This is a genomic window from Xylanibacter sp. (assembly GCF_057607445.1).
Window position 1 is genome coordinate 141,185 of the sequence record NZ_DBLZAX010000007.1, and the last position, 25,260, is coordinate 166,444.

Consider the following 25,260-nt stretch of genomic DNA (forward strand, 5'->3'; position numbering starts at 1 on the left):
ACTTTTAGTATACGATTATTCCACATCCAGCCCTATGACACAATACACGGCCGCACATGATTAAAAACGAGCCGCGTATTACGGTGCATATCGTTTAACCTAAATCTGTCGATTTGGGTTAAAAGTTAAAAATGAAAAACATCTCCGAAAAAGCGGAAGCCTCTACGCTCAAGATAAAGCCAAAATAAAACAGAACGATAAAGACGGATTTGGGCAGAAAAACATTCAATAACAAACTCATCGGGCATGCTGTTCAGGAGCCGCAAGACGGCTGCCTGCTGACACCGGAAACAGGGATACACAAAAAGTGGCTGAAAATCGTAACATTTTCAGCCACTTTTCATTAACATAGGATTGTTTTGTGATGAATATTCAGCAATTCTTTAAGGAATTGCCGCCGATTTACTTTCAGACTGTTAGTGGGCCGTTTACGGTGCAAAAGTGGGCCACTTTTGCACCGTAAACGGCCCACTTTTCATGCGCAAGTCATAGGTTAATTTTGCCTGTACGGCATGGCTGACGCAACATGGCGCAGCCACACACGCCAACGATTTGGTACGCAGCAGCGGCGCACCGTTCTACCGGCTGACAATCTGCCTGCCGATGCTGCACAAAAAAGGCCGTCGGCACTGCCTCCGGCAAATGTAGATGCCGGAAGACAATACGGACGACCGTATAGCGTGTATATCAGTCCGGCCGGAGCGGTATGCCCTGGCCGGACCTTGTTATTACTGATGCCATGCCCATGCCGCCGCGGCGGCCGTGTCATGGTCAGGCTTCTCTCTGCTTCGTACCCATTCGGGCCTCAACAACGTTGATAACGTAGTCGCCAAGCTTCTCGCACTCGCATATTATGTCCATATACATCGTGCCGATGGCGTAGGTGTACTCATGGCTGTTCACGTCGTTGATGTTCTGGCTCTTCAGCTGGTTGCGGTAGTTGTTAATCTCGTTCTCTATGTTGAACGAGCGGTTAACGTCGAGCTTGTCCTTGCGTCCCGAGAGCATGATGTTCATCTGCGTCAGGCTGTCGTCGGTAAGTTCAAACATCTGGTGCAGGTGTTCATACTGGCTTTCGGTGAAGTCTTCCTTGCCCTTAAACTTTCTGCTGATGTTGCGGGCTATGTTGTAGCAGCTGTCGCCGATACTCTCAATCTCCGATATCTCCCTGAGCATGGCCCTTATCCTGGCCTTGGTCTCGTCGCTGAGGTGGGCGTCGCTCACGCTGTCGAGATATTTGGCAATCTCTATCTCCATGTTGTCGCTGATGCCCTCATACTTCTCTATTCTGGTAAAGAGCTTCGTGAAGGCCGTGTCGTTGGTGGTGTTGAGCAGCTCGCGCACAAATCCGAACATGCGCTGTATGCGCTCAGCAAAGAGAATAATCTCCTTCTGTGCCTCGAGCACCGACAGCTCCGGCGTCTCCATGATGCTGTTGCCGCCGATGTAGCGCAGGCGGAACTCCTCTTCCTCGTCGTTGGTGCGGGGCTTGATGAGCCAGCAGACAAACTTCTCAATCTGCGGTATGAACCATATAAGTATAAAGGTGTTGCAGATGTTGAACGACGTATGGAACGCTGCCAGCACGACAGAAAGCTTTATTGGGTTGAGGTCGTGCGACTGCGGGTCGTAGTTGACAAAGTTGCAGACAAGGTCGACAAACGGATAGAACACGCACAGCACCCACAGCACGCCGAACACATTGAACACCAGATGGGCCAGCGCAGCCCTGCGCGCCTGTGTGTTGGCTCCGAGGGCGGCCAGGTTGGCCGTGGCGGTAGTACCGATGTTCTCGCCCATCACGAGCGCTATACCCAGATATATGGGCAGCACGCCGCTCGAGCAGAGCACCATGGTGATGGCCATCAGGGCGGCCGACGACTGCAGGATGCAGGTCAGCACGGTACCGATAAGAAGGAATACGATTATTGTTATGTAGCTGTTAGTGTCGAACGAACTGAAAAACTCTAACAGAGCCTGATTGTGGCCAAGGTCCATCTCCTTGCCCGTGTCGCTGAGAATTGCCAGCGAGAAGAACATGAAGGCTATGCCGAAGAGGAAGTCGCCTATGTAGCGGTGGCGCCGGGTGTAGATTAGCAGGATGCCGACAATAAAGGCAGGGAACACCACGTCGGTGAAGTTGAACGAGAATCCGAGGCTCATGATCCATGCCGTAAGCGTAGTTCCAATGTTGGCTCCCATAATAATTGATATGGCCTGAGCCAATGTCAAGAGTCCGGCGTTGACAAACGATACTGTCATTACCGTCGTGGCCGACGACGACTGCACTGAGCAAGTTACGAACATACCGGTGAGCATTCCGGTAAACCTGTTTTTAGTCATCGTGCCGAGGATGTGGCGCAACTGTGAGCCTGCCATCTTCTGCAGAGCTTCGCTCATGCCTTTCATACCGTAGATAAGAAGGGCTAATGCTCCAATAATCTTAAAAAAAATCCAAATCGACATATTTTAATTTAATTTATCATGTCATGTTGCGATGTGATGCGAAAAACGGAGTATCTTTACGAGCGTAAATCGTTTAACCGCATGGATATGAAACAAACAATTCAAATACGTTGCAAAAATAATAAAAAAATTAAAAATTTTGCAATAGGAAGTACACTTTCTGATGTTTTTCGTGAATTTAATCTCGAAATGGATTACGGCCCCATCAGCGCAAAAGTAAACAACAAGGTGGAGGGGCTCAACTACAGAGTGTACCACAGCAAGGATGTTGAATTTCTTGACATAAGGTCGGCCTCAGGCTCGCGAGCCTACACGCGCACACTGTTCTTCGTGCTGTGCAAGGCCGCGCATGACGTGTGGCCGGGAGCCGAGGTGGTGATAGACATACCCGTGTCTAACGGCTACTACTGCAACATCAACATAGGACGACCGCTCACCGAGGCCGACGCCGACGCGCTGCGCTCGCGAATGCAGCAGATTATCGACGACGCGCTGCCCATACGCCGCCACGAATGCACCACGGAAGAGGCCATCGGCATGTTCTCCGAGATGGGCATGGACTCTAAGGTTAAGCTGCTAAAAAGCGTAGGCTCGCTCTACACCACATACTACGAAATAGACGGATACAAGGACTACTATTACGGCACGCTGCTCACCAACACGCGCCAGCTGTATCTCTTCGGCCTCGAGAAGTATTACGACGGCATGCTGCTGCGCATACCTCTGCGCGACGACCCGTCGCGTCTGGGCGACCTGATAAGGCAGGACAAGATGTTCGAGATATTCAAAGAGCACCACCGCTGGCAGAAGATTCTGGAAATGAGCACCGTGGGCGACTTTAACGACGCCGTAAAGAACGGCCACTCTACCGACCTTATCAACGTGTCGGAAGCCCTTCAGGAGAAGAAGATATCGCAGATTGCCGACATGATAGCGGCGCGCAAGGGCGTAAGAGTGGTGCTGATATCGGGCCCTTCATCGAGCGGCAAGACAACGTTCTGCAAGCGTCTGTCCATACAGTTGCTCACGTGCGGTATCAAGCCTGTGCAGATTTCTTTGGACGATTATTTCGTCAACCGTGAGCTTACGCCTAAGGACGACAAGGGCGACTACGACTACGAGAGTCTCTACGCGCTCAACATACCGCTGCTCAACGAGCAGCTCAACGCGCTCTTTGCGGGCGAGGAGGTTGAGCTGCCGCGCTATAACTTCCAGTCGGGACGCAGCGAGAAGAGCGGACGCAGGCTGAAACTGCTGCCCGACAACGTGCTCGTAGTGGAAGGCATCCACGCGCTCAACCCCGAGCTCACGGCCAAAATACCAGAGGAACAGAAGTTCCGCGTGTATGCATCGGCACTGACAACCATACTGCTCGACACGCACAACTATATACCGACGACAGACAACCGACTGCTGCGCCGCATCATACGCGACTACAAATACCGCGGTGTGAGCGCCGCCGAGACCATACGCCGCTGGCCGAGCGTGCGTGCCGGCGAGAACAAGTGGATATTCCCCTATCAGGAGAACGCCGACGTGATGTTCAACTCTGCCCTGCTCTTCGAGCTTGCCGTCATAAAGAGCCAGGCCGAACCGCTGCTCGAGCTTGTGCCTGAGAACATGGAGGAGCACGCCGAGGCCTACCGCCTGCTGAAGTTCCTCAAGTATATCGCCCCGATACCCAACCGCCAGCTGCCGCCTACGTCGCTGCTGCGCGAGTTCCTGGGCGGCAGTTCGTTCAAGTACTGATGCCGTTGCTTTTAGCATTATTTCAATAAAAAACAATATAGCCGGATGTCTTTATACATATATTTAATAAAGACGTCCGGCTATTTCTTTGCATACGTCATCTGCAATACTACGAGTTGATGGCTGAAGACGCATTGCAGCCATGCCGACAGGCTGTTCTCTCCATACTAACAGTGCCGGCTTTGCCATGACGGTGCGGCATACTGCATGCCCGGCAGTCGGTCATAAGCCAATCACCGTCTGTCGTCAGCCTTGCCGACACAGCACGAGGCAGTCTGTCTTACCCATAATACTTTCTGCCTGAAACGTCATGCCCGCATCCAAACTGTCACACCTATAACGCATCTGTCTTTAAAATCTTCCGTTTAATTCGCATTTATTACTGATTAAGCAACATAAAACAGGGGCTTTTTACTTCATATTGATACATATGAAGTGAAAACGGCAGGATATTTTAAAGAAAATAACAACATTTATTTAAATTTGCAAATGACAGACACTTTGTTACCTCGAAGTATCATATTATGTTTAATTTAAATTGTTATACTCATGAGAAAGACGTTACTTTTATTGGCTGTTGCACTTGCAACATTTGCTGAAAATGCATGGGCTGACAAAAGCTTTAAGACATTACCGGAGTTAACTTACGGAGTGGCGATTTCACCCAGCGGACAATATCTTGTAGGAGTGAATCCCTCATACATGGTTGACGGCTCTTATTCTGTCAGCTATCTGTATGACACCAACACAGGTGAGACACAGTGGCTTACCGAGTTTGACCAAAACGACTTCAGCAAGTCAGGAGAATTTAAGGCCGTAAACGACGCCGGCGTGATTTGCGGATCATCAAAGGACCCGGATCTTCTCATAACTTACTCTGACATGTTTGGCACTGAAACCAGACCAGCCAACTCTGCCGCAATATGGAAAGACGGCAAATGCACGCTTCTTTACTACGGCGACTTCGACACATCTAAGTTTGAATTCCTGGGTGACGGCTCACAGGCTACAGACATTTCGGCCGACTCAAAGACCGTCTGCGGATATATCAGCACAGGCAATGCCGCATCATTCTATCCATGTATGTGGAAAGAGGGCAACGACGGCAAATGGACTCTCGAGTGGCTCGCATTACCTGAAGATGCAAAAGACGGAATGACTTACTTCATTTCTGACGACGGCAAAACTATTGTAGGAAAAATAACAGACGCTACAAACAACCAGCATGTGGCATTATGGAAAGACGGCGCATGCACCATCATAACAGACGAGCAGATTGGATGGGAGTCTTCAAGCTACGGCGGACAGGTGAAGATTCTGTCAATGAGCGCTAACGGCAAATTCTTTGTGGCCAAGAGCGCAGCCAATGCTATATATATCTATAATATAGAAACCAATGAAGGACGCAAGATTCCTGCCTTCGAGACAGCAGCAAACATAGAATATGCAGCCGTAGACAACGAGGGCAACGTGGTGGCTGCCTATAACTATGGCTCTATATTCTTCGGCGGAGACGTATATACACGCCCGTTCTGGTACTCATACAAGGAGGACCGCAACCTCGACTTCCCTTACTATATGCAGCTGTTTGCCAGCGGAGTTACTCCCGACTTCACATTTGAGTATGGCGAGAAGACACAGGCTGTGCCCATGGCAATATCTGCCGACGGCAACGTAATAGTAGGAAACATCGACATCTATGCAGCCGTAGGACAGAAGGCTAAGTGCTGGATTCTGAAATCAGAAAGATACGACGTGTCTATCCCTGTAACCCCGTCAGGACTCTCTGCCAAGTCGGAGGCTTTAGGACAGGTTACGCTGACATGGGCAAAGGACGAGACTAAATATGAAGACCTGACCCTGAAGTCATACAACATCTACCGCGACGGCAAAAAGGTTGCCAACGTTACAGCCGACAAGCCGATGACTCTGACCGAGAACAACGTTCCGGCAGGACACCCGGGCTATGCCGTTGAAGCAGTGTTCGAGACAGCAGACGGCGGCGAGATGCTTTCGCCAAAGTCAAACATTCTGAAGGCTTCTGTGCCCGATACATACGACATGCCTCTGTTCGACGACTTCTCGTCAAACTCTCTTGAGACAAACTACTGGGAGTCTAAAGTTGAATACGGCGATCCTACTGACGCAATGTGGGGCGTCATGCAGGACTACGGACTGATAGGCAGCAGCATTTCTTACATGGTATTCTCACAGCAGCCTTATTCAGGAAGCCTCATATCACGCCCGCTCGACGCCACAAAGGCAGAATCAGTAAGCCTGTCGTTCTTCATGCAGATGACACCGCTGAACTCCGTAGACCAAGATCTCGAGAAAGACTCTATCAGCGTTGACATCTCTACCGACTTCGGAAAGACATGGAAGGAGATAAAGGCATGGTCGCTGAAAGACATCTATGCACAATACAGCTACAACGTAATTAACCTTGACATATCTGCCGGAACAACAGGCAAAATCTTCCAGCTGCGTCTGCGCAAGCACGGACAGGGCGTTGCTCAATACATGATGTACGTAGACAACCTGAGGATTGAGGCCGGAGGCTCTGGCTCAAAGGCTCCTGCCGGACTTACAGGCACACTGGGCAAAGACGGCAAGTCGCTCTCACTGATGTGGCAGAACCTCTCAGGCGCTTACCAGCTCAACTACATCAACGATCCTTCTTTCATCAAAAAATACACCATAGGCAACGAAGGCAAGGAACTTATTGCCGCCAACAAGTTTGAACCTGAAGACTTGGCTGCATACAAGGGCAAATATCTCTCAGGCGTGCAGACAACCATCAACTACTACAGCACAGAAGAGGAAGTAAAGGGCATACACGCTTCAGTAGTAGTGTTTGAAGACGGCAAGATGGTACGCGAACAGGAAATAAAGGACATGACATACAACGAGGCTCTGACCGTTGCTCTCGACGAGCCGCTCCTCATCGACGGAACCAAAGAGCTGATGATAGGTGTTAAGATCTTCGACTACGACGAGCAGCAGATACCTATATGCTACATTATAAGCGACAAGTTTGTTGCAGGCAAGAGCGACCTCTACTCTGAAGACAACGGCGCAAGCTGGCTGAAACTCTCTGAATTCTACAACGAGCAGGGCACACCTGAGCAGGGATACTGCTGCTGGGACATCACCGGATGCATCACTGACAATCCTGAACTCACACCGGTTGCAGAGGGCGATCTGTTTGCATACAACATCTACCGCGACGGCGAGCAGCTCAACGAAGGAGTAATCGACAGACTGCAGACCCGCTTCACCGATCCCGAACCTACTGAGGACGCATGCTACCAGGTAGTTGGCTTCTTCTACGACGGCACAAAGTCAGAGGCTTCTGAGCAGTTCTGCCTCGACGACGTAACAGGCATTGAGCACAACATAGCCGACAACGTGACGATAACACGCAATGAAGGCGACAACTGCCTGACCATCAACGGCAAGTTTGACAATGCCACTCTCGTTGACATCAGCGGCGTATGCGTGTCACGCTCTGAAGGCAACCGCCTGTCGCTGAACGGAGTTAAGGCCGGCATCTACATCATCAGCATCAATGTTGACGGCAGAGTTTACACACAAAAGATGATTGTAAAGTAAAAGTCAGCAGCTAATCCTGCTGCATGATTATCACCCTAACCTATTTTCAGGCGGTTCTTTCCTCGCGAAAGGGCCGCCTTCTTTATCCCCTTGCCGGTAGTCATGCCGTGCCTATAATACACATCACGGCGGCACACGGCACCCCACTACTCACGCCCATTGCCGCCGCACAGCCGCCGACAGCAGACAGCTCCTCACCGCGTGCCACGGCGGCAACGGCCGAATACACATTGAGCCGCATCGAAGCAAAACGCTTACACATTGATTTATGCTGACGCTCTCATACTGCGATATTTGAAAATTAAAATCTCCCGGCCGCAAAAACGGGCAGTTTTCGCGTGCAATCGCAACAGTCTAAGCATCAGAGTGTTATACTCATAAAGAGCATAATGTGCAACATTTTTTGTCCCAATTAGGACAAAAAAGCCATTATTTCAATAAAAAAACAGGCCCGTTTACGGTGCAAAAACCGCCTGTTTCTCATCCAAAAGTGGTCGAGTAATTTTTCAAAAGCATACCTTTTACATGATAATGTAAATATTGTTTACCGCCGCCATGCCTCCGCTGCCCTCACGAATTCTATTTCGTCTGAAAATCCTGACAAAACTCTGATGACACATTGCCATGTCTGACGGCTGTAAAGACGACAAAAAGAAATGTCTCCACAACACGATGCACAATCCTTTGTGTGTGCCGTGTTGCAGAGACAACATTACCCAATAAAAACAATCTTAAAACCCAAAATCGGTCAGCAGACCGCATATTATGTTCATCAGCCAAACTAATACCTTCGTCTGTCATTGTGCTTTCTGTCGGCATCTTGCCGTTTGCATTATCCTTACACAGGCTGCCAAGACGGCGTAAAAGATGACGGCTGTAAGCTCAATATAAGACATGGATGCGGCTGAAACATAAAGAAATCATTAAATAAAAAGCCCGCACCTGCCACACGGCAACAAGAACGATAGGAACAAATTGCCATAAGGCTTTCCGTAACGGAACGGCACGACTGCCTGAACCACACGAAACTGCCGGCACGGGCCTTGGCGCTGTCAGTCTCAGCGCTTTATAAAACTTTTGATGTTGTCAGGTATTACGGGCATGGCGCCGCTCTGTGTGCACACATAGGCTGACACCTTTACCGCAAGGGCATGGGCATCCCTGACGTCCATGCCGCTCAATATGGCAGCACAGAACGTGCCAGTGAACGAGTCGCCAGCGCCTACAGTGTCTGCCACCTCTACTATCGGGGTCTCCTGGAAGGACACGCTCCCGGGTGTGAACACGTAGCTGCCGTTGACGCCGCATGTCAGCACAAGCATGTCAAGGTTGTACTTGCCAAGTATCAGCCAGCACTTGTTGCTCATGTCAAGACCGGGATAGCCGAACAGACGGCCTATCACGACGAGCTCCTCGTCGTTTATCTTCAGTACGTTGCAGCGCTTCACAGACTCGCTTATCACTTCCTTCGTGTAGAAGTTCTGGCGAAGGTTGATGTCGAATATCTTCAGGACGCCCTTGTCCGAGGGCATCGCATCGAGGAACTTGCCGATAGTTTCGCGCGAAACTACATTGCGCTGGGCCAGAGAGCCCCAGCACACTGCACGGCAGTTGCGGGCAAGGGCCTCAAGCTCCGGGGTGAAGGGGATGTTGTCCCAGGCCACGTTCTCGCGGATGTCATACGTCGGGATGCCGTCGTCGTCGAGCGTAACCTGAACTGTGCCCGTAGGATAAGGAACGCGAGGCATCATGTATTTAAGACCTTTGTCGTCAAGGGCGGCGAGGGTCTCGTCGCCTAGGCGGTCGTCGCCCACGGCGCTGACGGCTACTGAGTCGAAGCCGAACTGGCCGGCATGGTAGGCGAAGTTGGCAGGAGCTCCGCCCAGCTTCTTGCCGTCGGGAAGAACGTCCCAAAGGGCTTCGCCAAGACCTACTATTATATCTTTCATATCGTTATGCTTGTTTGTTTGAAGTTTGTCAATGTTTTACCTTGTTTATATAATAAAGGAGATAGACCACGCCGACTGACATCACGCCTACGGCTCCAGCCTGGCCTGCAGCGTCGGAGGCAAAGCCCATCAGAAGGGGGAACACGGTGCCGCCGAACAGCCCCATGATCATCAGGCCAGAAACCTCGTTCTGACGATCGGGGACTGAAAGAAGCGCCTGAGAGAACACTATCGAGAATATGTTAGAGTTGCCGTAGCCTACAAGCGCTATCGCAGTGTAGAGCACGGCCTTCGACGTGCCGAAGAACATGCCGCACATGCTAAGGGCCATCATTACAACGCTTATGGCGAAGAACACGCGGTTGTTCATCACGCGGAGGAAGAACGAGCCTGTCAGGCAGCCTGCCGTACGGAAGATGAAGTAGAGGCTCGTGGCGAAGGCGGCGTCGTTAAGGCTCATACCAAGACGCTCTATAAGGAGCTTGGGCGCAGTGGTGTTGGTGCCTACGTCGATGCCCACATGGCACATGATGCCAAGGAAGGACAGAAGGACGATGGGCTTGCCGAGAAGGCGGAGGCAGTCGCCGAAGCCCGAAACCTTGCCCGCCGGGGCTTCTTCCTTAATGGGGGTTACCAGCAGAAGGAGCGTGGCAAGCACGCCTGCAACGAAGTATACCAGGAACAGAACGCGCCAGCCCATGCCAAAAGAAGGAAGCACGCCAGTGGCGCCCCACATGGCTATGTAGGGGGCGAGGAAAGAGGCGATGGCCTTGATGAACTGACCGAACGTAAGGGTGCTGGCAAGGTTGTCGCCGCGGATTACGGTCGAGATCAGCGGGTTGAGCGATGTCTGCATCAGGGTGTTGCCTATGCCGAGCAGCGAGAACGACAGAAGCATTATGGCGAAGCTCTCGCCGAAGAGCGGAAGAACGAGCGACACGGCAGTCACCGCAAGCGACAGAAGCACCGTGTTCTTGCGCCCGATGCGGTTCATAAGCATGCCCGTGGGCACTGAGAAGATAAGGAACCAGAAGAACACCAGCGAGGGAAACACGTTGGCGACGGAGTCGCTCAGCCCAAGGTCTGACTTCACGTAGTTGGAGGCTATGCCGACAAGGTCGACAAAACCCATGGCGAAGAAGCAGAACATCACAGGGATGAGATATATGGTCTTGGTTGGTTTCATAAGTTATTTGTTTAAAGGATATACAACGAGCGAGGCCGACTTCTTCTTGCCGTCGCACTTAACTGATATGCTGTTGTATGGCTCTGACGGGAACACGAGGTTGGTCATAACCGAGCGTCCGCCGTTGGCAAAGGCCTCAACGCTGCAGTTGTCTACATAAAGGCGCAGCTCGTTGAGCTTAGATCCTACAACGGGAGCCACAGACACGGCAGGGAACTGGTCGCTGAACGAAACGTTTCCGCTCTTGCGACGGTCGAAGCTCAGTGTGCCTTTGGCTGCATCATACATCATGCTTACGTTCTCACCCTTTGTGTTAGAGAGCACAAGCTCAACGTTGCCGGCATTGTCATTGCCAAGAGTGAGCACCACCTCATAGGTGCCGCGCGGCTTGCTGAACATCTTGCTTATGGTCTTCGAGTCTGAAATATTCTTCTTCACGGCAGCCTTTCCTCTCATCTTCTCGTTCTCTACAGAAGGCTTCGAGGCCAGATATTCTGTCGTTCCGTCTGTATAGAGATACAGGTCGCGCGCAATGGTGTTGGCACTTCTATACTGCTGTGTGGGCGCCTGGTTGGCATACTGCCAGTTGCTCATCCAGCCTATCATTATGCGGCGTCCGTCGGGAGCATTGTCAAAAGTTACTCCGGCATAGTTGTCCTTGCCATAGTCGGCCCATTTTGTAACCTCGGGCTTTGTGTCACAGGTAAACTTGTGGCCGTCGAATGTTCCGGTGAAATACTGTGTGGCGCTGCCGCCTGCAGGTCCGCCGGGGTTTATGTTGCACACAAGCACCCACTTGCTGTAGTTCTTGCCTTCAACCGGCAGTTCAAAGAGGTCGGGGCACTCCCACACGCCCTCATGGCATCCGTAGCCCTTGCCGAAGCTGCTCTCATAGGTCCAGTCTTTCAGGTTGGCCGAAGAGTATATGCGCATCTCCTGCCCTGCCGCCAGAATCAGAATCCAGCGGCCGCTCTTTTCGTGACGGAACACGTGCGGATCGCGGAAGTCTGGCACGTCGGCAGTCAGAATTGGGTTGCCGTCATATTTGGTAAATGTCTTTCCGTTGTCAGTGCTGTAGGCCATGCTCTGCGTCTGGTTCTCGCCTGCCGTGGTGTAGAATGCCACTACGGCTCCGGCACCAAACCCAGCGGTATTGTCCTTGTCAACCACACAGCTGCCGCTGAAGATTGTGCCAAGGCCGTCGGGTTCAATGGCCAAGCCTTCGTCGGTCCAGTTTACGAGGTCACGGCTTGAGGAGTGTCCCCAGGTCATGTTCTCCCATTGTGAACCGTACGGATTGTATTGATAATAAAGATTGTATACGCCGTCTTTATAGAACATTCCGTTAGGGTCGTTCATCCAGCCGTATGCAGGCGTGTGATGATATGCAGGACGGAACTTCTCGCGGTTGGCAGTGTCAAAGGTGTCGGCATAAGAAATGTTTTTCCAGCAGGCATAATCCTTCATTGCCGTAGGCTTGCCGTCAACTCCGTTTACATGGAAGTCGAACAAAACCTTCTTGCCGCCAAGCTTCGAGATGTCCAGCGGAACGTAATAGTCAACCTTATCGGCTGCCAGTCGTACGTTCAGCGTCTTTACCACATTGTTGTCTGAAATAACTTTGATGTTGCTCACTTCCGACTGTTCCTCGACAGGCAGAAGAACGTATCTGCTGGCTACTTCTGCACGCATCATGCAGTGAGTCTTGCTCAGGAACATCACTTTGTCTGACTGGGCAAAAGACGGCAGGGCCATGATTGCCAAGGCAGAGACAAAGGTATTTTTTATAAAGTTTCTCATAATATTTATTTTATAATCAGTTTTTTGCTTATTGTTCTTGCGGGTGTAACCACCTTAAGTATATATATGCCGCTGCGGCTGATGCCAAGCGAACCGCTGCCTTCAGTGAGCCTGCTACTCAAAACGGGGCATCCGTTTAAGTCATATACTGTGGCCTGGGCGTTGCCGCAGGTGTTATAATATAGGATTTTTCCTTCAGAAACACTGAAGGAAAAATCTGTATTCTCAACATTTATTGATGTCTGCCCTCCCTGGTCGGGATCGAGTGTCCATGCATTGAGCTGCTTAACCTGCGTGGCACCTTCAGAGAAGACCGACAGGCCTGAAGCATCGGCATCGGTAGGGAACAGTCTCATTGAGAACGCCCATGTGTCGTTGATAAACACGTCGAGCATGGAATGGTCGACAAAGGCATTTATCCTGACCGTCTCGCCTGCCTGTATGGCACGTGGAAGCTCACTGCTGTAGAATCCGTCGAACATGCCTTTATCGTTAACTATGCGGTCTATCTGGGTTGCATCGACAACAATGCCGTTGCCAGAGGGCGAATAATAGAGCTTTACGGCCTTTCCGTCTTTCTGGAAAAGGTTGAATCCGAACTTGCCTGAACCTGCCACAAACTCGCCGCAGACCTCATACTGACGGCCTGACACAGGGCTGAGCGACTCTTCGCCGTCAAGCGTAAAGTCTGACTTGGCATAGCTTACGGACGTGCGCATGGCTGCGAGTCCGCTGTAAGGCTTCTGCACGAGCTGTCCTGAAGCGTCGATGCTGCACTCGCGCGGCAGGCTGTAGGCATGGGCCCAGCCCAGCTTGTAGTTTTCGTCAGACGGCAGCTTGTCGGGAACAATGCCCATGAGTATTGTCTTGCCGTCGTGACTGAAGATGGTCGGCGAGAGCAGTCCGTAACCGTCGCGGCTGAATCCGTCGAGCTCGAGCTTGCCCGGCTCCGTGACAGACGACGAAGTGGGAGTGAACGTTCCGTCAGCGCCGACAGTTCCTGTCCAGTAAATCGTCTCCACGCCATCGGCCATGTCAAGCGGCGTTACCGTAAACAGCCACTTGTCGCCCATCTTCGTCATGTTGGGCATCTCCCAGAAGCGGCCCGTCTGATTCTTGTCGGTTCCGGCAAAGAAGGTTCTTCCGTCGTTACTCCATGTCTTCGTCGCAGCATTATATTCGTGCAGTGTGACAGCACCGAGATTGTTTTTTGATGTTCCCACAATTATATACTTCTTGCCGTCAGAGGTAAAGAAGTAGGGATCGCGGAAGTCGTCGCTGAGCCCGCTGGGGCGCCCGTCGATGACAGGGTTGGTTTCATACTTGCTCCAGAACGTGAGGTCGGCGTCGTCGGGCGATGCCATGTTTATCGTCGCGCGGGCATTGTCAACGCCGGTATAGAGGATGTATGGCTTTCCGCCGGTAATCTCCTCGTCGCTGAACACTGCGCCCGACCAGCATCCCTTAATGTCGTATGTATCTTCAGGAGTAAGCGCCGTGCGGTCCTCGCTCCATTTATAAAGGTTCTCACTGTAGATATGTCCCCAGTGAAGGCGTGCCATATAAGGGCCGTTGGCGTTCTTCTGGAAGAACAGATGATATTTTCCGTTGGAGAAAGCCATGCCGTGACACTCGTTTGTCCATGCCGCAGCAGGCATTCCGTGGAACACGGGGCGCAATATGTCTGACGCAAAGCGTGCGGCAGGTATGCTCAGGTCGGCAGCATTCTCGGCGGCAGGAGCGGCAGCCTCGGCGGCCGTCAGCACCCTATTGTATATCGTGATATCGTCTATCAGACCGTTGAACGTGTTGAGCAGATAACTGTCCAACGTCCTGTCAGCAGAGCTCTTGCCTATCAGCAGCACATCGTCTCCCACGTTGAATGGCGACATGCAGCGGCTCGTGGCCACCGGCTCGCCGTTACGGTAAAGAGTAGCCGAACGGTTGTCGGCATCAATCACCGCAACAAGGTGGCTCCACTCATAGCGCGGCAGCTTGGCTCCAGCCTGAAGAGTGACGAGCCATCCACCCGTATAGCACTTGAATCCGTAGTCGCCCTGCGACGTAAGCGTGAAGGCAAAGCCTGCATGTGCCGACTCGTCAAGATTGCCTGCGATCCATGTCTCGGCATTCTCTGCCTCCGAGGCGTTCATCATCGGATATGTCTCAGGCGCGCACCACAACGAAAAAGAAACTCCGCTGGTACTAATGCCTGCCGCGTTGATTCCGGCATTAACGTATGATGAATATCCGTCAAGACGCAGCGCCTTGCCCACGGCACCGTCGACATTCTCGGGTGCATGCACACCGCTGACAGCCCATCTGCTGCCGCTGACACCCTCGGCTATGGCGTTGTCGCTGCCTACCGTCATGTCAAAGCTTGCGGCTATGTCGCTCTGGGCCGTAGCAGCAAGTCCTACAGCCAATGCAAATGCCATGCTATATAATCTTTTGTCCATTGTCGTAATTTTATTTCTTAATACCAACGTTTTTACTTAAAGCCCAAACCGGTGATTAGACCGCACATAGTTTTATCAATTTTGTGCATTTATGCTTTCAGTCCGTCTTTTTGTTTCTACTGGCGTATTCTTATGCGCTATTTCTTTAAACAACCTGCCATGCCGGCAAAAAATATAACGAAAAGCCGCTCAACATGAAGCAAAAATCCCGACCGAATCTTAATAGCCGATTTTGGTTAAAGACGTATCTGTGCAATATCTGTAGCCTCATCCGGAATAATATAGAACTTATATTTCTTGCGAATATGTAATTACCTGAAAATCAATCTTTTACCTATAGCCTTGCAAAAGGTGGCATATTGGCATGCAAAAGGTGGCCTTTTAGGCTGCAAAATGCCGTCTTTCATAATGCGAAATGCCGCTAATTGCAAACATCAATACCTGCTCCGGAATTATTGCACGAAGATAATCACACAGACACGCCATGCATGCTTATTGCTTCAGATAGTCAAGACAGTTCTTTGTAAACAGCTCGATATTATCCTGATATACGTTCTCTGTGTCTCTCTGGTTCCACTCGTAGGCATTAAGTCCTACTGCCACGATGCGTCCGAGATAGTCGCCGTCAGGATTAAAGTCGATAATGCCGGCGCAGCAGTAGTCGAGCACATGGCCCCATGTGGCAAGTACGGTAGAGTTTGTAGCCTCCTCAAAGCCCTTAACCACATTAGGAATGGTTGATATGTCGAGGGCAGCGACGTTAAGGTCCCACATACAGTTGTGGTCCTCGCGCCATCCCGGACCTTCCATTCCGAAGGTGTCGTCGCCGAAGCCTGTCTGTTCTGAGGTTGCAACCTCAAGACCGGCAAATATCTGATGGCCTGTGTGGTCGTAAGCCTCGCTCTGCCCACTGCCTATCACGGCGTTTGCGGTCCAGATGTCTGTGCCCACTCCGCCTTCGCCGGAACTGAACAGATTAGGCGCGCGGTTTTCTGAAACGCGTCCTATGGCAGCCACGAGCTGTGTGGCATGCTTGGTGAGCAGCAGGTTGCCGCCGTTCTTCACATAGTCGGCAAGAGCGCTGATCACGTCGGCGCCGACAAGCTCAGAAGGCAGATTCTGCCATCCCTGGGCTATGCCTACACGGTCTACCTGCACCCATATCTCACCATACTTGTCAGGTGTAACTGTGCCCGATGCCATGTCGGCAGGCGTCAGCACGGCTCCGTCGGCATAGTTGGCACGGAACCAGTCGAGAGCGGCTTTCTCGTCATCGTCGAGCGCATTCTCGTCGGCCGTAGGCAGCAACATGGCAGCAGGCGTAACGTCGCCGTCGTAGCGTGCCATCACGGTCTGTCCCTCTGACACGTTGCCGTCGGCATAGCGTGCCTTCACGGTGAAGAACACGTCGATGTTCTTGTCGATATGGCGTGCCACGTATGAGTTTGCCGGAGAGTCAAGGCTGACCAGCTGTGAGCCGTTCTTGTCTATTCTTACACCCAGCAGATTCTCCGACTGCGGCAAAACCCACTTCAGGGTGACGTTGCGTCCCTCCTGTGTCATCTCCAGATTGCTGACTGTAGGGTAAAGTTCTGCCGACGGAGACGCTGGTATGTCTACATCAGAGCAGGCTGCAAGCGAGAAGCCTGCAAGCAGCACAGCTAATATCTTGATTATGTTTGTTTTCATCATTGTCTGTTTTTTATTGTTAAACTGATATTTTTATTTATTTTATCGTAAGGACGCGAGGCGCCGGCCATCTGTGGTTCAGCGGCCCGTGTCCTTACATTAGTTAGCTTAAGGTTATTTAGTCCTGCGGCTCGTCGTAGCCTCCGTTGGCGGCATTGTCAACCTCCTCGAGAGGTATCGGGAAGTAAACCTCGCTGTCGCTGATAGAAGAGCCTTCATAATATGTGCGCAGGCTGCTCTCATTCTGCATATACTTGTTAACCACGTCTACGACGGTGCCCCAGCGCACGAGGTCGAACCAGCGGTTGCCTTCCATTGCGAGCTCAAGACGGCGCTCCATGCGCACGGCGCGGCGGGCATAGTTCTGTGTCCAGCCATCTGCCGGATAAGGCTCCACCTTATAGCTTGCGCGCATCGGGTCGAGGTCAACAGGCGAATAAGAAGAGTCGATACTGCGCTTAGCCTTCAGGCGCACGTCGTTGATAAGCTGGCGTGCCACATCGAGATCCTTGTTCTGCTCGATAAGAGCCTCTGCCTTCAGCAGAAGGATGTCGGCATAGCGGATAAGGCAGAAGTTTAGCCCCGACGCACCCCATGGCACGATGCCCGACACCATGTTTGGGTCTTCAGGAGCCAGCTGGCCCTTCTTGCCCGAGTATTCTCCGTAGATGTCATAGGCGCGGCACCAGCCCGATGTGTACGTATGGCCACGGAACGGGAATCCGATGCGGCCCACGGTGAAGTCGAGACGCGGGTCTACATTGCCCTGATAGTCGCCTGTAACATTGACGCTGTTGTCCACGTCGCCGGAGTTTCCGTTAAGATAAGGCAGACCGTTTTCGTTTGTCCTGAATGCATTTACAAGGTTCTGGCTGCCGAGGAAGAAGTCGTCGCCGTTGCCGTAAAGGTTGCCTTCGCTGATAGTACAGTTGAGCATGTTGGAATAATTGTAGTGCATGTTGTCTGAAGTCGAGGCAAACTGTATGGCGAGAATAGACTCGTAAGAATTGTCAAACTCAACCTTAGACATATCAAGGAAGTTAGGATAAAGCTGATACTGTCCGCTTCCTATCACATAGTCGGCATAGGTAACCACCTCGCCCCAGTCGCTCTGGCTGTTGTTTACAGAAGCCGTGAAGGCACAAACCTTGGCCATAAGGGCAGCGGCCACATACCTGTTGAAGCGTCCCTTGTCCTGCTGTGTCTCCGGCATTACGGGATAAGCCTCGCGCAGGTCTTTCTTGATGAAGTCGAATATCTCGTTGCGAGAATACTGATAAGGTGAAACCGAACTCGGGTCGTCTACAGTCTCGTCGAAGTAAGGTATGTTCTTGAACACACGGATAAGGTCGAAGTAGAAATACGCACGCAGCGTCTTCAGCTCTGCCAGCATCGACTCGCGGTTGGCAACGTTTGTTCCCTCGATGGCTCTCATGGCCTTGTGAACACGGTCGATGGCGTAGAAGTTGTTGCGCCACTTGTCGCGTACGCACACGTTGTCGCTGCGCAGGTTAGACACTTCGAGGTCGTGGATGTTGCTCTCCATCGAGAGAGCGCCTCCGCCCTTGTAGGCATCATCTGAACGGACATCGAATATCCAGTTGGTGATAGGGCCCTGGAACGACTCATTGTTGCCGAAGAAGTGGCACTCAAGACCGGCATAGGCCGACGTCAGAAGTCCGTCTATAGCTGTTGAATCGAGCTGAGCGTCTGTAAATGTGCCTTGCGGGATAAGGTCGAGCATGTCGTCGCATGACGAGAAGAATGCCGGAGAAACAACCATTGCCACGCCGAAGGCTGCTTTTACTATATTGTTTTTAATCGTTTTCATATCTTGATGTTTTTATTGTCGGGGCTGCATGCCGGCAACTGAAGGTGAGCTTTGTCTGCATCCAGACGTCATCCGCCCGCGCCTTTAAGCTCTTGGGCCGTCAGCCTGCGCCCTGTTTCGTTGTCTACTTTTATATTAGAATTGAAGATTTAAACCGATAGAGAATGTGCGTGAACGCGGATAAGGAGAGTTGTCAACACGTGCTCCGTAGCTGCTGAGAGGAAGCTCTGGGTCGAGTCCTGAGTAGCCTGTTATCGTGAACACGTTCTCTACCTGTCCGTAAACGCTGAGTCCCTGACAGAACTTCTTTGCCAATTTTGAGGGCAGGTCGTACTGCAGCTTGATATACTTCATCTTGAAGTAAGAGCCGTCCTCTATGAAGTAAGTAGACATACGCATTTCGTTGTTGGCGTCGGTAAGAGCCAGTGCCGGAATGTTTGAGTTAGGATTCTCGGGAGACCATGCGTTAAGTATCTCCGCACCATGGTTAATGTCGCGCAAACCAGTGCCCATGAAGTCGAGCTGCTTCTTCACTATGTTGTAGATGTCGAAGCCGAACTCGCCGGTGAAGAATGTGCTGAGAGTAAATCTCTTGTACTTGAAGCTCAGGTTAAGACCGAGAGAGAAGTCGGGGTTAGGATCACCTATGACGCAGCGGTCGTTCTCATTGATCACGCCGTTTCCGTCAAGGTCTCTGTATCTGATGCGGCCGAGGCCCTTGCCCTCCTGGTCGGCAGAGTTGTAAACTTCCTCCTCTGTACGGAAGAGTCCGTCGGCAACATATCCGTAGTAAACGCCCATAGGCTGACCTTCCATGATGCGCCAGTCGCCAGCGCTAATGAAACTTACATAGTCGTTGAGCTTCTCAACTTCGTTGCGGTATAGCGAGAAGTTGAACGAACCGTCCCAAGAGAAATCGCCGTACTGCTTGCTATGATAGTCAGCAACGAGCTCGAAGCCGTGGTTCTTCATACTTCCCGTGTTGCGGTAGACAACAGCGTTCTCGCCTGCTACAGAAAGCACTGGCGGCTGTGTCAGCATGTCCTTGGTGTTCTTGATGAAGTAGTCGAGAGAGAGACCGAACGAATTGTTGAACATACGGAGGTCAAGACCGATGTTGGTCTGTGTTGTTGTCTCCCACTTAAGGTTCTTGTTTCCTGATGCCGACACGATCACGCCACCGATAACCGAATTGTTTGTTCCGGCCATGTCATAGGCTCCGTTGCCTGACGTATAGGCATACGACGTGTATCCTGCGTAGAAGTTGTCGATGGCTGCATTACCGTTCTGACCCCATCCAACACGTACCTTTACGTCGTTTACGATATCGTTCTTCGGGAAGAACTTCTCTTCAGACAGACGCCATGCGGCAGAGAATGCAGGGAATATGCCGGAGTTCTGTCCCTTCCATAGTCTTGACGTTGCGTCGCGGCGTATTGTAGCAGAGAGCAAGTAGCGGTCTGCATAATTATAGTCTGCCTTTGCGAAGAGCGAGAACAAGGCCCACTCGTTCTTTCCGCCGCCATTGGTCTGGTCGCCTGTTCCGGCTCCTATCTGCATGAAGCTGTCGTCCTCGAAGGCATAGTCGTAGCGTGTAGCCGACAAGTCTTCGAATGTATACTTGATAGCCTCAACACCGCCGAGCACGTTCAGGTGGTGGTCGTCTATATCGAGATTATAGTTGGCTGTGTTAGTCCATGTCCAAGTGTCGCCGCTGCCGTATGCACGGTTAACATTGTTACGGTCAGAAGGATTAACCTTGCGGTTAAGAGTCTTGTTGAAATACTGCACGTGCTCAATACCGATGTTGCTCTTCAGTGTGAGTCCCTTCACCGGAGTAACCTCGATGAAGCCGTTGCCGAAGATTCGCCAGCTGTTATTGGTATTGTCGCGTCCGTTATAGATAGTCTGTACAGGGTTTGCAAAGTCTGAATTGCTCAGATACATCGGACGTGCGAAGTCTCCGTTTATGTCATATACGGGGATTGCCGGATGCAGGAAGATAGCCATTGCGGGCACACCGCGGTCAGCATTAGTGGTGAAGCCACGGTCCTGCCAGTTGGCAACCATAAGATTCTCGCCCACTTTCACATATTTACCTATATTATATGTAGAGTTCAGACGTGCCGAATAGCGGCGGTAGAAAGTGTAGTCTACAAGACCATCCTGATTTACATAGTTTAGCGAGAACATCACCGAACCGTTCTTGCTGCTGTTGGCAACACTTGCCGACAGGTTGTGTGTCCATGCCTCTGAATATACTTCATCCTGCCAGTCTGTATTTGAAGACCTTACAGTGTGGGCTGCATCGAGCCACTCGCCGAGCTGAGGAGTTTCGCCGCTTCCGTAGAAAGGATGCGAAGGTGTTATGTTAGAGTTCTTTGCTGCAGTCCAATATGCCTGTCCCCACTGTTCTGCCGTAAGCATGTCGTATGTCTTGGCCACAGTCTGCAAGCTGAGAGAGTAGTTCACATTTACCGTGAGCTTGTCGCCCTTGCCCTGCTTCGTCGTGATGATGATAACACCATTAGCAGCACGCGAACCATATATTGACGCAGAAGAAGCGTCCTTCAGAACCTGTATCGACTCTATGTCGGCAGGGTTGAGAGAGTTAAGATTCTCAGTAGTAGCAACACCGTCTATAATATAAAGCGGTGAGTTGTTAGGATTGACAGTACTCATACCGCGCACACGGATTGTAGAACTGCCGCCGCCGGGAGCTGCGTCGTCGGAAATAGTCACACCTGCAAGCTTTCCCTGCATTGATGACAGCATGTTAGGATTAGATGCACTTATCGGTTCGTCCATATTCATCACCGCCACCGAACCCGTCAGGTCGGCCCTGCGCTGTGTGGTGTAACCCGTCACGATAAGCTCATCCATAATGTTGCCTGCTTCCTCAAGAGTAACAACCATGTTATGACTTGCCGGAAGTGTCACTGTGTTGTAACCCACATAAGAGATTCTGAGCTTTGCGCCTTGCTTCACCTTTAACTTAAAGTGGCCGTCAATGTCGGTCACCACTCCGTTGCTGGTACCTTCTTCAAGCACACTGGCTCCGATAACCGTCTCACCCAGGTTGTCTTTCACCGTACCGCTGACTTCTGTAACGTCCTGTGCTGCGGCATACAAGCCGAAACTCACGAGGATGAAGCACAGCATAATACGCTTCATGCCGTAAAGCATTAGTTTAATGTTTTTCATAAATAACCGCGTTTTTATGGTTTAATAAATTGTTTGTTTACGTTGACATTTTTGTCAGTCGCAAAATTATATAAAGCGGAATATTAATGTTAAAAAAATTATACCAATGGATAAGAAAAATCGTTCATGTAACAAAATTTACACACTTTGTACGATTTCTGTGGTCTGTTTTGCCCGTTTCATGGCCAATAAAACCTAAAAGGGCTACACACTTATTAACATTTTCTTTATATTCCTTGATGCGGCAACAGAGATATGCCGTGACTGGACACGGCGGCAGAGCAGGAATGAACAGACAGGACGAACAATAATGCAGACGAATCCCGAAGATAAATATGAGGTTAAGAAGTTTTGTTTTGTCTGGTTGGCACCGGGAATGAAAAGAGGGTGTGTCAAAACTAAAATGGGCACTCTACAAAGTTACAGATTATAACCATAGCACTAAAAAGGGTCGTATAAAACTCTGTATTGAGTAATTATACGACCCTTCATTTAGCTTTTTGGAGATGTTCAAGTTTCAAATTATCAGCTCATATTTTTTAAGAATGGAGTTTTGACACACACCACGCAATAATTATTTTTTACTGATATTTATCTGACAAGCCGACTACACGCCACGGCCCTCGTTGGGCAGATGGCCGAAATAGTCTTTAAAACACTTGGTGAAATAAGACGGCGACGAGAAGCCTACGTCGTAGGATATCTCCGACACGGTCTTCGATGTGGTGCGCAGCAGCTGCTCGGCGGCCTTCAGGCGCGTTATGCGTATTATCTCAACGGGCGACGAACCTGTGAGCTGCTTCACCTTACGGTAGAGCTGCACGCGACTAAGGCCAAGTTCGGCGGCAAGAGTCTCCACATTGAGCTCTGAGTCAGACAGATGCTCCTTCAGGCGATGTCTGAAGTCGGCCACAAAGCGTGTATCGGGATCGTCGGCAGCCTTGTCCTCTTCTGTCTCGGCACCCGAATAGATATTTTTCAGTTTCATGCGCTCATTGAGCAGATTGCGCACTCGCGACAGCAGCACGTTGCTGCTGAAGGGCTTGGTTATGTAAGCGTCGGCGCCGCAGTCGTAGCCCTCGGCGCGCTGGTCGTCGAAGGTGCGGGCCGTGAGCAGTATGACGGGCACATGGCTCGTGGCCGTCTCCGCCTTAAGCCGGCGGCACATCTCAAGACCGTCCATCACGGGCATCATCACATCGCATATAACCAGGTCGGGCACATACTTGACGCATAAGGCGAGGCCCTCGCGGCCGTCGGACGCGCACTTGACATCGTAGTGGGCCGAGAGCAGGCTTACAATATAGTCTTTAACGTCGCTGTTGTCGTCTACCACCACTATCGACTTGCGCTCGCCGTCGTCCTGTGCCGTCATCATCTCCACGCCGCCGCTCATAGGTATGTCTGCCGGAACGCTGTCGCCTGTCTCCAGGGCTGCTGCATCAGGCTGCTCCACTATTGTTTCTCCGGGCTGCGTCAGCGGCAGACTCACCGTAAACGTTGCCCCGCCGTCGGCGTTGGCCTCTGCCGTAACCTGTCCGTGATGAAGGTCGACAAAAGCCTTTACTATGGCAAGCCCGATGCCCGTGCCTCCGCGGTTTTCGGCTGATGCCTGGAAGAAGCGGTCGAACACGTGGTTAATCTTGTCGCGCGGTATGCCTATGCCCGTATCGCTTACGGTCAGGCGCGCCATGCCGCCGTCGGCAGCAAGACTTATCCTCACTCTGCCGCCCTTGCGGTTGTATTTTATGGCGTTGCTGATAAGATTATAGCATATACGCTCCATCTTATACAGGTCAGCCTCTATGTTTATGTCGTGGCCGCAGTCAACGCTCAGCTCCACGTCCCTGCTGTCGGCCAGCGGCGCAAAGTTGGCCACCCACTGCCCTACGCTGTCCGACAGGTTGAAGCGGCTCACGGTGAGCTGCATCTTGCCGTTCTGAATCTTGCGAAGGTCGAGAATCTCGCCAACAAGTCTGAGCATGACGTCGACATTCTTTCTTACCAGGCAGAGCATGGAGCGCTGCTGCGTGGTCAGGTTGTCGGCCTCGAGCATGCGCCTGACGGGGTCGGCAATGAGAGTGAGCGGTGTGCGGAACTCATGGCTTATGTTGGTGAAGAACACCAGCTTGGCGTTGGCAGCATCCTCGCGCATGCGCCGCTTTACTACGATGGTGCGGTAGAAGGCTACAAACGAAAGCACCAGCAGCACAAGGATGATGATGAACATCATGAGGTAGACCTTCTGATGGCTATACTGCGTGAGATACATGTTCACGCGGTCGTGCATCATGTTGAGCTTGTCGTTTAGCTTGTTCATCTCTTCGGCCTGCATAAGCAGCACCTCGGCATTGTCTTTGGTTACGAGGGCTGTCTTCATCAGGTTCTCGCGCTGGTAGGGATGCTTCTCAAGAATGCTCATGGCCAGCTGCATTACCATGTCGCCGCGCGTGGGATAGATATATGATGCGTCGAGCACGCCGTCGCGCACCAGCTCGATGCCTCCGCCCTTGCCCGGCAGGGCGTCGATGCCGATAAACTTTATGCGGCCTGCCAGTCCGCGTGCCTGGGCTGCCTGACGCGCTCCGAGGGCCATGCGGTCGTTGTGTGCAAACACGTAGTCGATGTTGCCGCCCACGCTGTCGAGCATGGCCTCCATGGCCTTGCGCCCGCTCTGCTGCATCCATGTGCCGCTGCTCACGGCCACCAGCTCGATGCCCGGATAGTGCTTCAGGGCATCGGCAAAGCCCTGATGGCGCTCTATGGCCGGCGACGAGCCTTTAAGGCCCGTTATCTCCAGGACACGCCCCTTGCCGCCAAGGCGCGAAGCGATATACTCGCCCATGGTGCGCCCCATCTTTACGTTGTCGGCGCCGATAAATGCCGTGTATTTGTCTGAACCGGTCTTGCGGTCGAAAAGTATTACAGGTATGCCTTTGTTGTATGCGTTCTCGATGGCCGGCGTAACGGTGTTCATCTGGTTTGGGGCGACAATAAGGATGTCGACGCCATCGTTTACAAAGCCGTTTATCTGCTCAGTCTGCCTTACGTTGTCGTCGTTGGCCGAGGCCACCCTCAACGTGACGTTGTCGTAAAGATAAGTGCCGGCAAGCATCTCGGTGTTGAGCTTTTCGCGCCAGATGTCCTCGCTGCACTGCGACATGGCTATAACATACTCCTTACGGTCGGAACAGGCCGTCATGAGCGTTAACATCAATAAAGACAAAACGTAAGCAATATTTTTCATAGTCTGACCTCTGTTGGTTAATGCCTCACATAAGAGGCTATCCTGCATTGGATAAAAAAACTTTTTTG

Annotated in this window: 12 protein-coding genes; 2 read left to right on the forward strand and 10 right to left on the reverse strand. The window is 51.6% G+C overall.

Translation table 11 applies throughout. From position 1 onward, the window contains the following. Positions 1-771 precede the first annotated feature (771 nt). Positions 772-2,466: a Na/Pi cotransporter family protein gene (locus ACZMIG_RS07345; RefSeq protein WP_021853688.1), complete on the reverse strand. Its 1,695-nt coding sequence runs from the start codon at positions 2,464-2,466 to the stop codon at positions 772-774. Between the two features lie 87 nt (positions 2,467-2,553). Here ACZMIG_RS07345 and ACZMIG_RS07350 point away from each other — a divergent pair, with 87 nt between their 5' ends. Then, positions 2,554-4,215, forward strand: coding sequence for a nucleoside kinase (locus ACZMIG_RS07350; RefSeq protein ID WP_125105216.1), 1,662 nt, complete (start codon positions 2,554-2,556; stop codon positions 4,213-4,215). A 549-nt stretch (positions 4,216-4,764) separates the two neighbouring features. Then, the gene (locus tag ACZMIG_RS07355; RefSeq protein ID WP_487889389.1) at positions 4,765-7,827 is read left to right on the forward strand and encodes a T9SS type A sorting domain-containing protein; all 3,063 of its coding nucleotides are present in this window, start codon (positions 4,765-4,767) and stop codon (positions 7,825-7,827) included. 100 nt (positions 7,828-7,927) lie between these two features. Here ACZMIG_RS07355 and ACZMIG_RS07360 read toward each other — a convergent pair whose 3' ends face one another. The 9 genes from ACZMIG_RS07360 to ACZMIG_RS07400 form a co-directional block, all read right to left on the reverse strand. Beyond that, positions 7,928-8,089: a hypothetical protein gene (locus ACZMIG_RS07360; protein ID WP_487889390.1), complete on the reverse strand. Its 162-nt coding sequence runs from the start codon at positions 8,087-8,089 to the stop codon at positions 7,928-7,930. Positions 8,090-8,885: 796 nt separating this feature from the next. Continuing rightward, positions 8,886-9,776, reverse strand: a complete 891-nt coding sequence (locus ACZMIG_RS07365) for a carbohydrate kinase family protein (RefSeq protein WP_487889391.1) — start codon at positions 9,774-9,776, stop codon at positions 8,886-8,888. A 28-nt stretch (positions 9,777-9,804) separates the two neighbouring features. Further along, positions 9,805-10,962 (reverse strand): MFS transporter, encoded by a 1,158-nt coding sequence (locus ACZMIG_RS07370; RefSeq protein ID WP_125105213.1) that lies wholly within the window; start codon positions 10,960-10,962, stop codon positions 9,805-9,807. 3 nt (positions 10,963-10,965) lie between these two features. Further along, a complete protein-coding gene (locus tag ACZMIG_RS07375) occupies positions 10,966-12,762 on the reverse strand; it encodes a glycoside hydrolase family 32 protein (RefSeq protein ID WP_487889392.1) in 1,797 nt (598 codons plus the stop codon). 5 nt (positions 12,763-12,767) lie between these two features. Then, a complete protein-coding gene (locus ACZMIG_RS07380; RefSeq protein WP_487889393.1) occupies positions 12,768-15,221 on the reverse strand; it encodes a LamG-like jellyroll fold domain-containing protein in 2,454 nt (817 codons plus the stop codon). 492 nt (positions 15,222-15,713) lie between these two features. Beyond that, positions 15,714-16,913: a DUF4960 domain-containing protein gene (locus tag ACZMIG_RS07385; RefSeq protein WP_487889394.1), complete on the reverse strand. Its 1,200-nt coding sequence runs from the start codon at positions 16,911-16,913 to the stop codon at positions 15,714-15,716. A 115-nt stretch (positions 16,914-17,028) separates the two neighbouring features. Continuing rightward, complete coding sequence (locus ACZMIG_RS07390) at positions 17,029-18,741, reverse strand: RagB/SusD family nutrient uptake outer membrane protein (protein ID WP_487889395.1); 1,713 nt, start codon at positions 18,739-18,741, stop codon at positions 17,029-17,031. Positions 18,742-18,876: 135 nt separating this feature from the next. Continuing rightward, positions 18,877-21,945 carry a SusC/RagA family TonB-linked outer membrane protein gene (locus tag ACZMIG_RS07395; protein WP_487889396.1) on the reverse strand — a complete coding sequence of 1,023 codons (3,069 nt, stop codon included), beginning with the start codon at positions 21,943-21,945 and terminating at the stop codon, positions 18,877-18,879. Between the two features lie 607 nt (positions 21,946-22,552). Continuing rightward, entirely contained in the window at positions 22,553-25,192 is a 2,640-nt protein-coding gene (locus ACZMIG_RS07400) for a substrate-binding domain-containing protein (protein ID WP_484446207.1), read from the reverse strand. Positions 25,193-25,260: the final 68 nt, after the last annotated feature.

Bases quoted from the DNA above. Each gene is read 5' to 3' on its own strand.
- ACZMIG_RS07345 (WP_021853688.1), bottom strand. From the start codon at position 2,466: ATGTCGATTTGGATTTTTTTTAAGATTATTGGAGCATTAGCCCTTCTT.
- ACZMIG_RS07350 (WP_125105216.1), top strand. From the start codon at position 2,554: ATGAAACAAACAATTCAAATACGTTGCAAAAATAATAAAAAAATTAAA.
- ACZMIG_RS07355 (WP_487889389.1), top strand. From the start codon at position 4,765: ATGAGAAAGACGTTACTTTTATTGGCTGTTGCACTTGCAACATTTGCT.
- ACZMIG_RS07360 (WP_487889390.1), bottom strand. From the start codon at position 8,089: ATGTGTAAGCGTTTTGCTTCGATGCGGCTCAATGTGTATTCGGCCGTT.
- ACZMIG_RS07365 (WP_487889391.1), bottom strand. From the start codon at position 9,776: ATGAAAGATATAATAGTAGGTCTTGGCGAAGCCCTTTGGGACGTTCTT.
- ACZMIG_RS07370 (WP_125105213.1), bottom strand. From the start codon at position 10,962: ATGAAACCAACCAAGACCATATATCTCATCCCTGTGATGTTCTGCTTC.
- ACZMIG_RS07375 (WP_487889392.1), bottom strand. From the start codon at position 12,762: ATGAGAAACTTTATAAAAAATACCTTTGTCTCTGCCTTGGCAATCATG.
- ACZMIG_RS07380 (WP_487889393.1), bottom strand. From the start codon at position 15,221: ATGGACAAAAGATTATATAGCATGGCATTTGCATTGGCTGTAGGACTT.
- ACZMIG_RS07385 (WP_487889394.1), bottom strand. From the start codon at position 16,913: ATGATGAAAACAAACATAATCAAGATATTAGCTGTGCTGCTTGCAGGC.
- ACZMIG_RS07390 (WP_487889395.1), bottom strand. From the start codon at position 18,741: ATGAAAACGATTAAAAACAATATAGTAAAAGCAGCCTTCGGCGTGGCA.
- ACZMIG_RS07395 (WP_487889396.1), bottom strand. From the start codon at position 21,945: ATGAAAAACATTAAACTAATGCTTTACGGCATGAAGCGTATTATGCTG.
- ACZMIG_RS07400 (WP_484446207.1), bottom strand. From the start codon at position 25,192: ATGAAAAATATTGCTTACGTTTTGTCTTTATTGATGTTAACGCTCATG.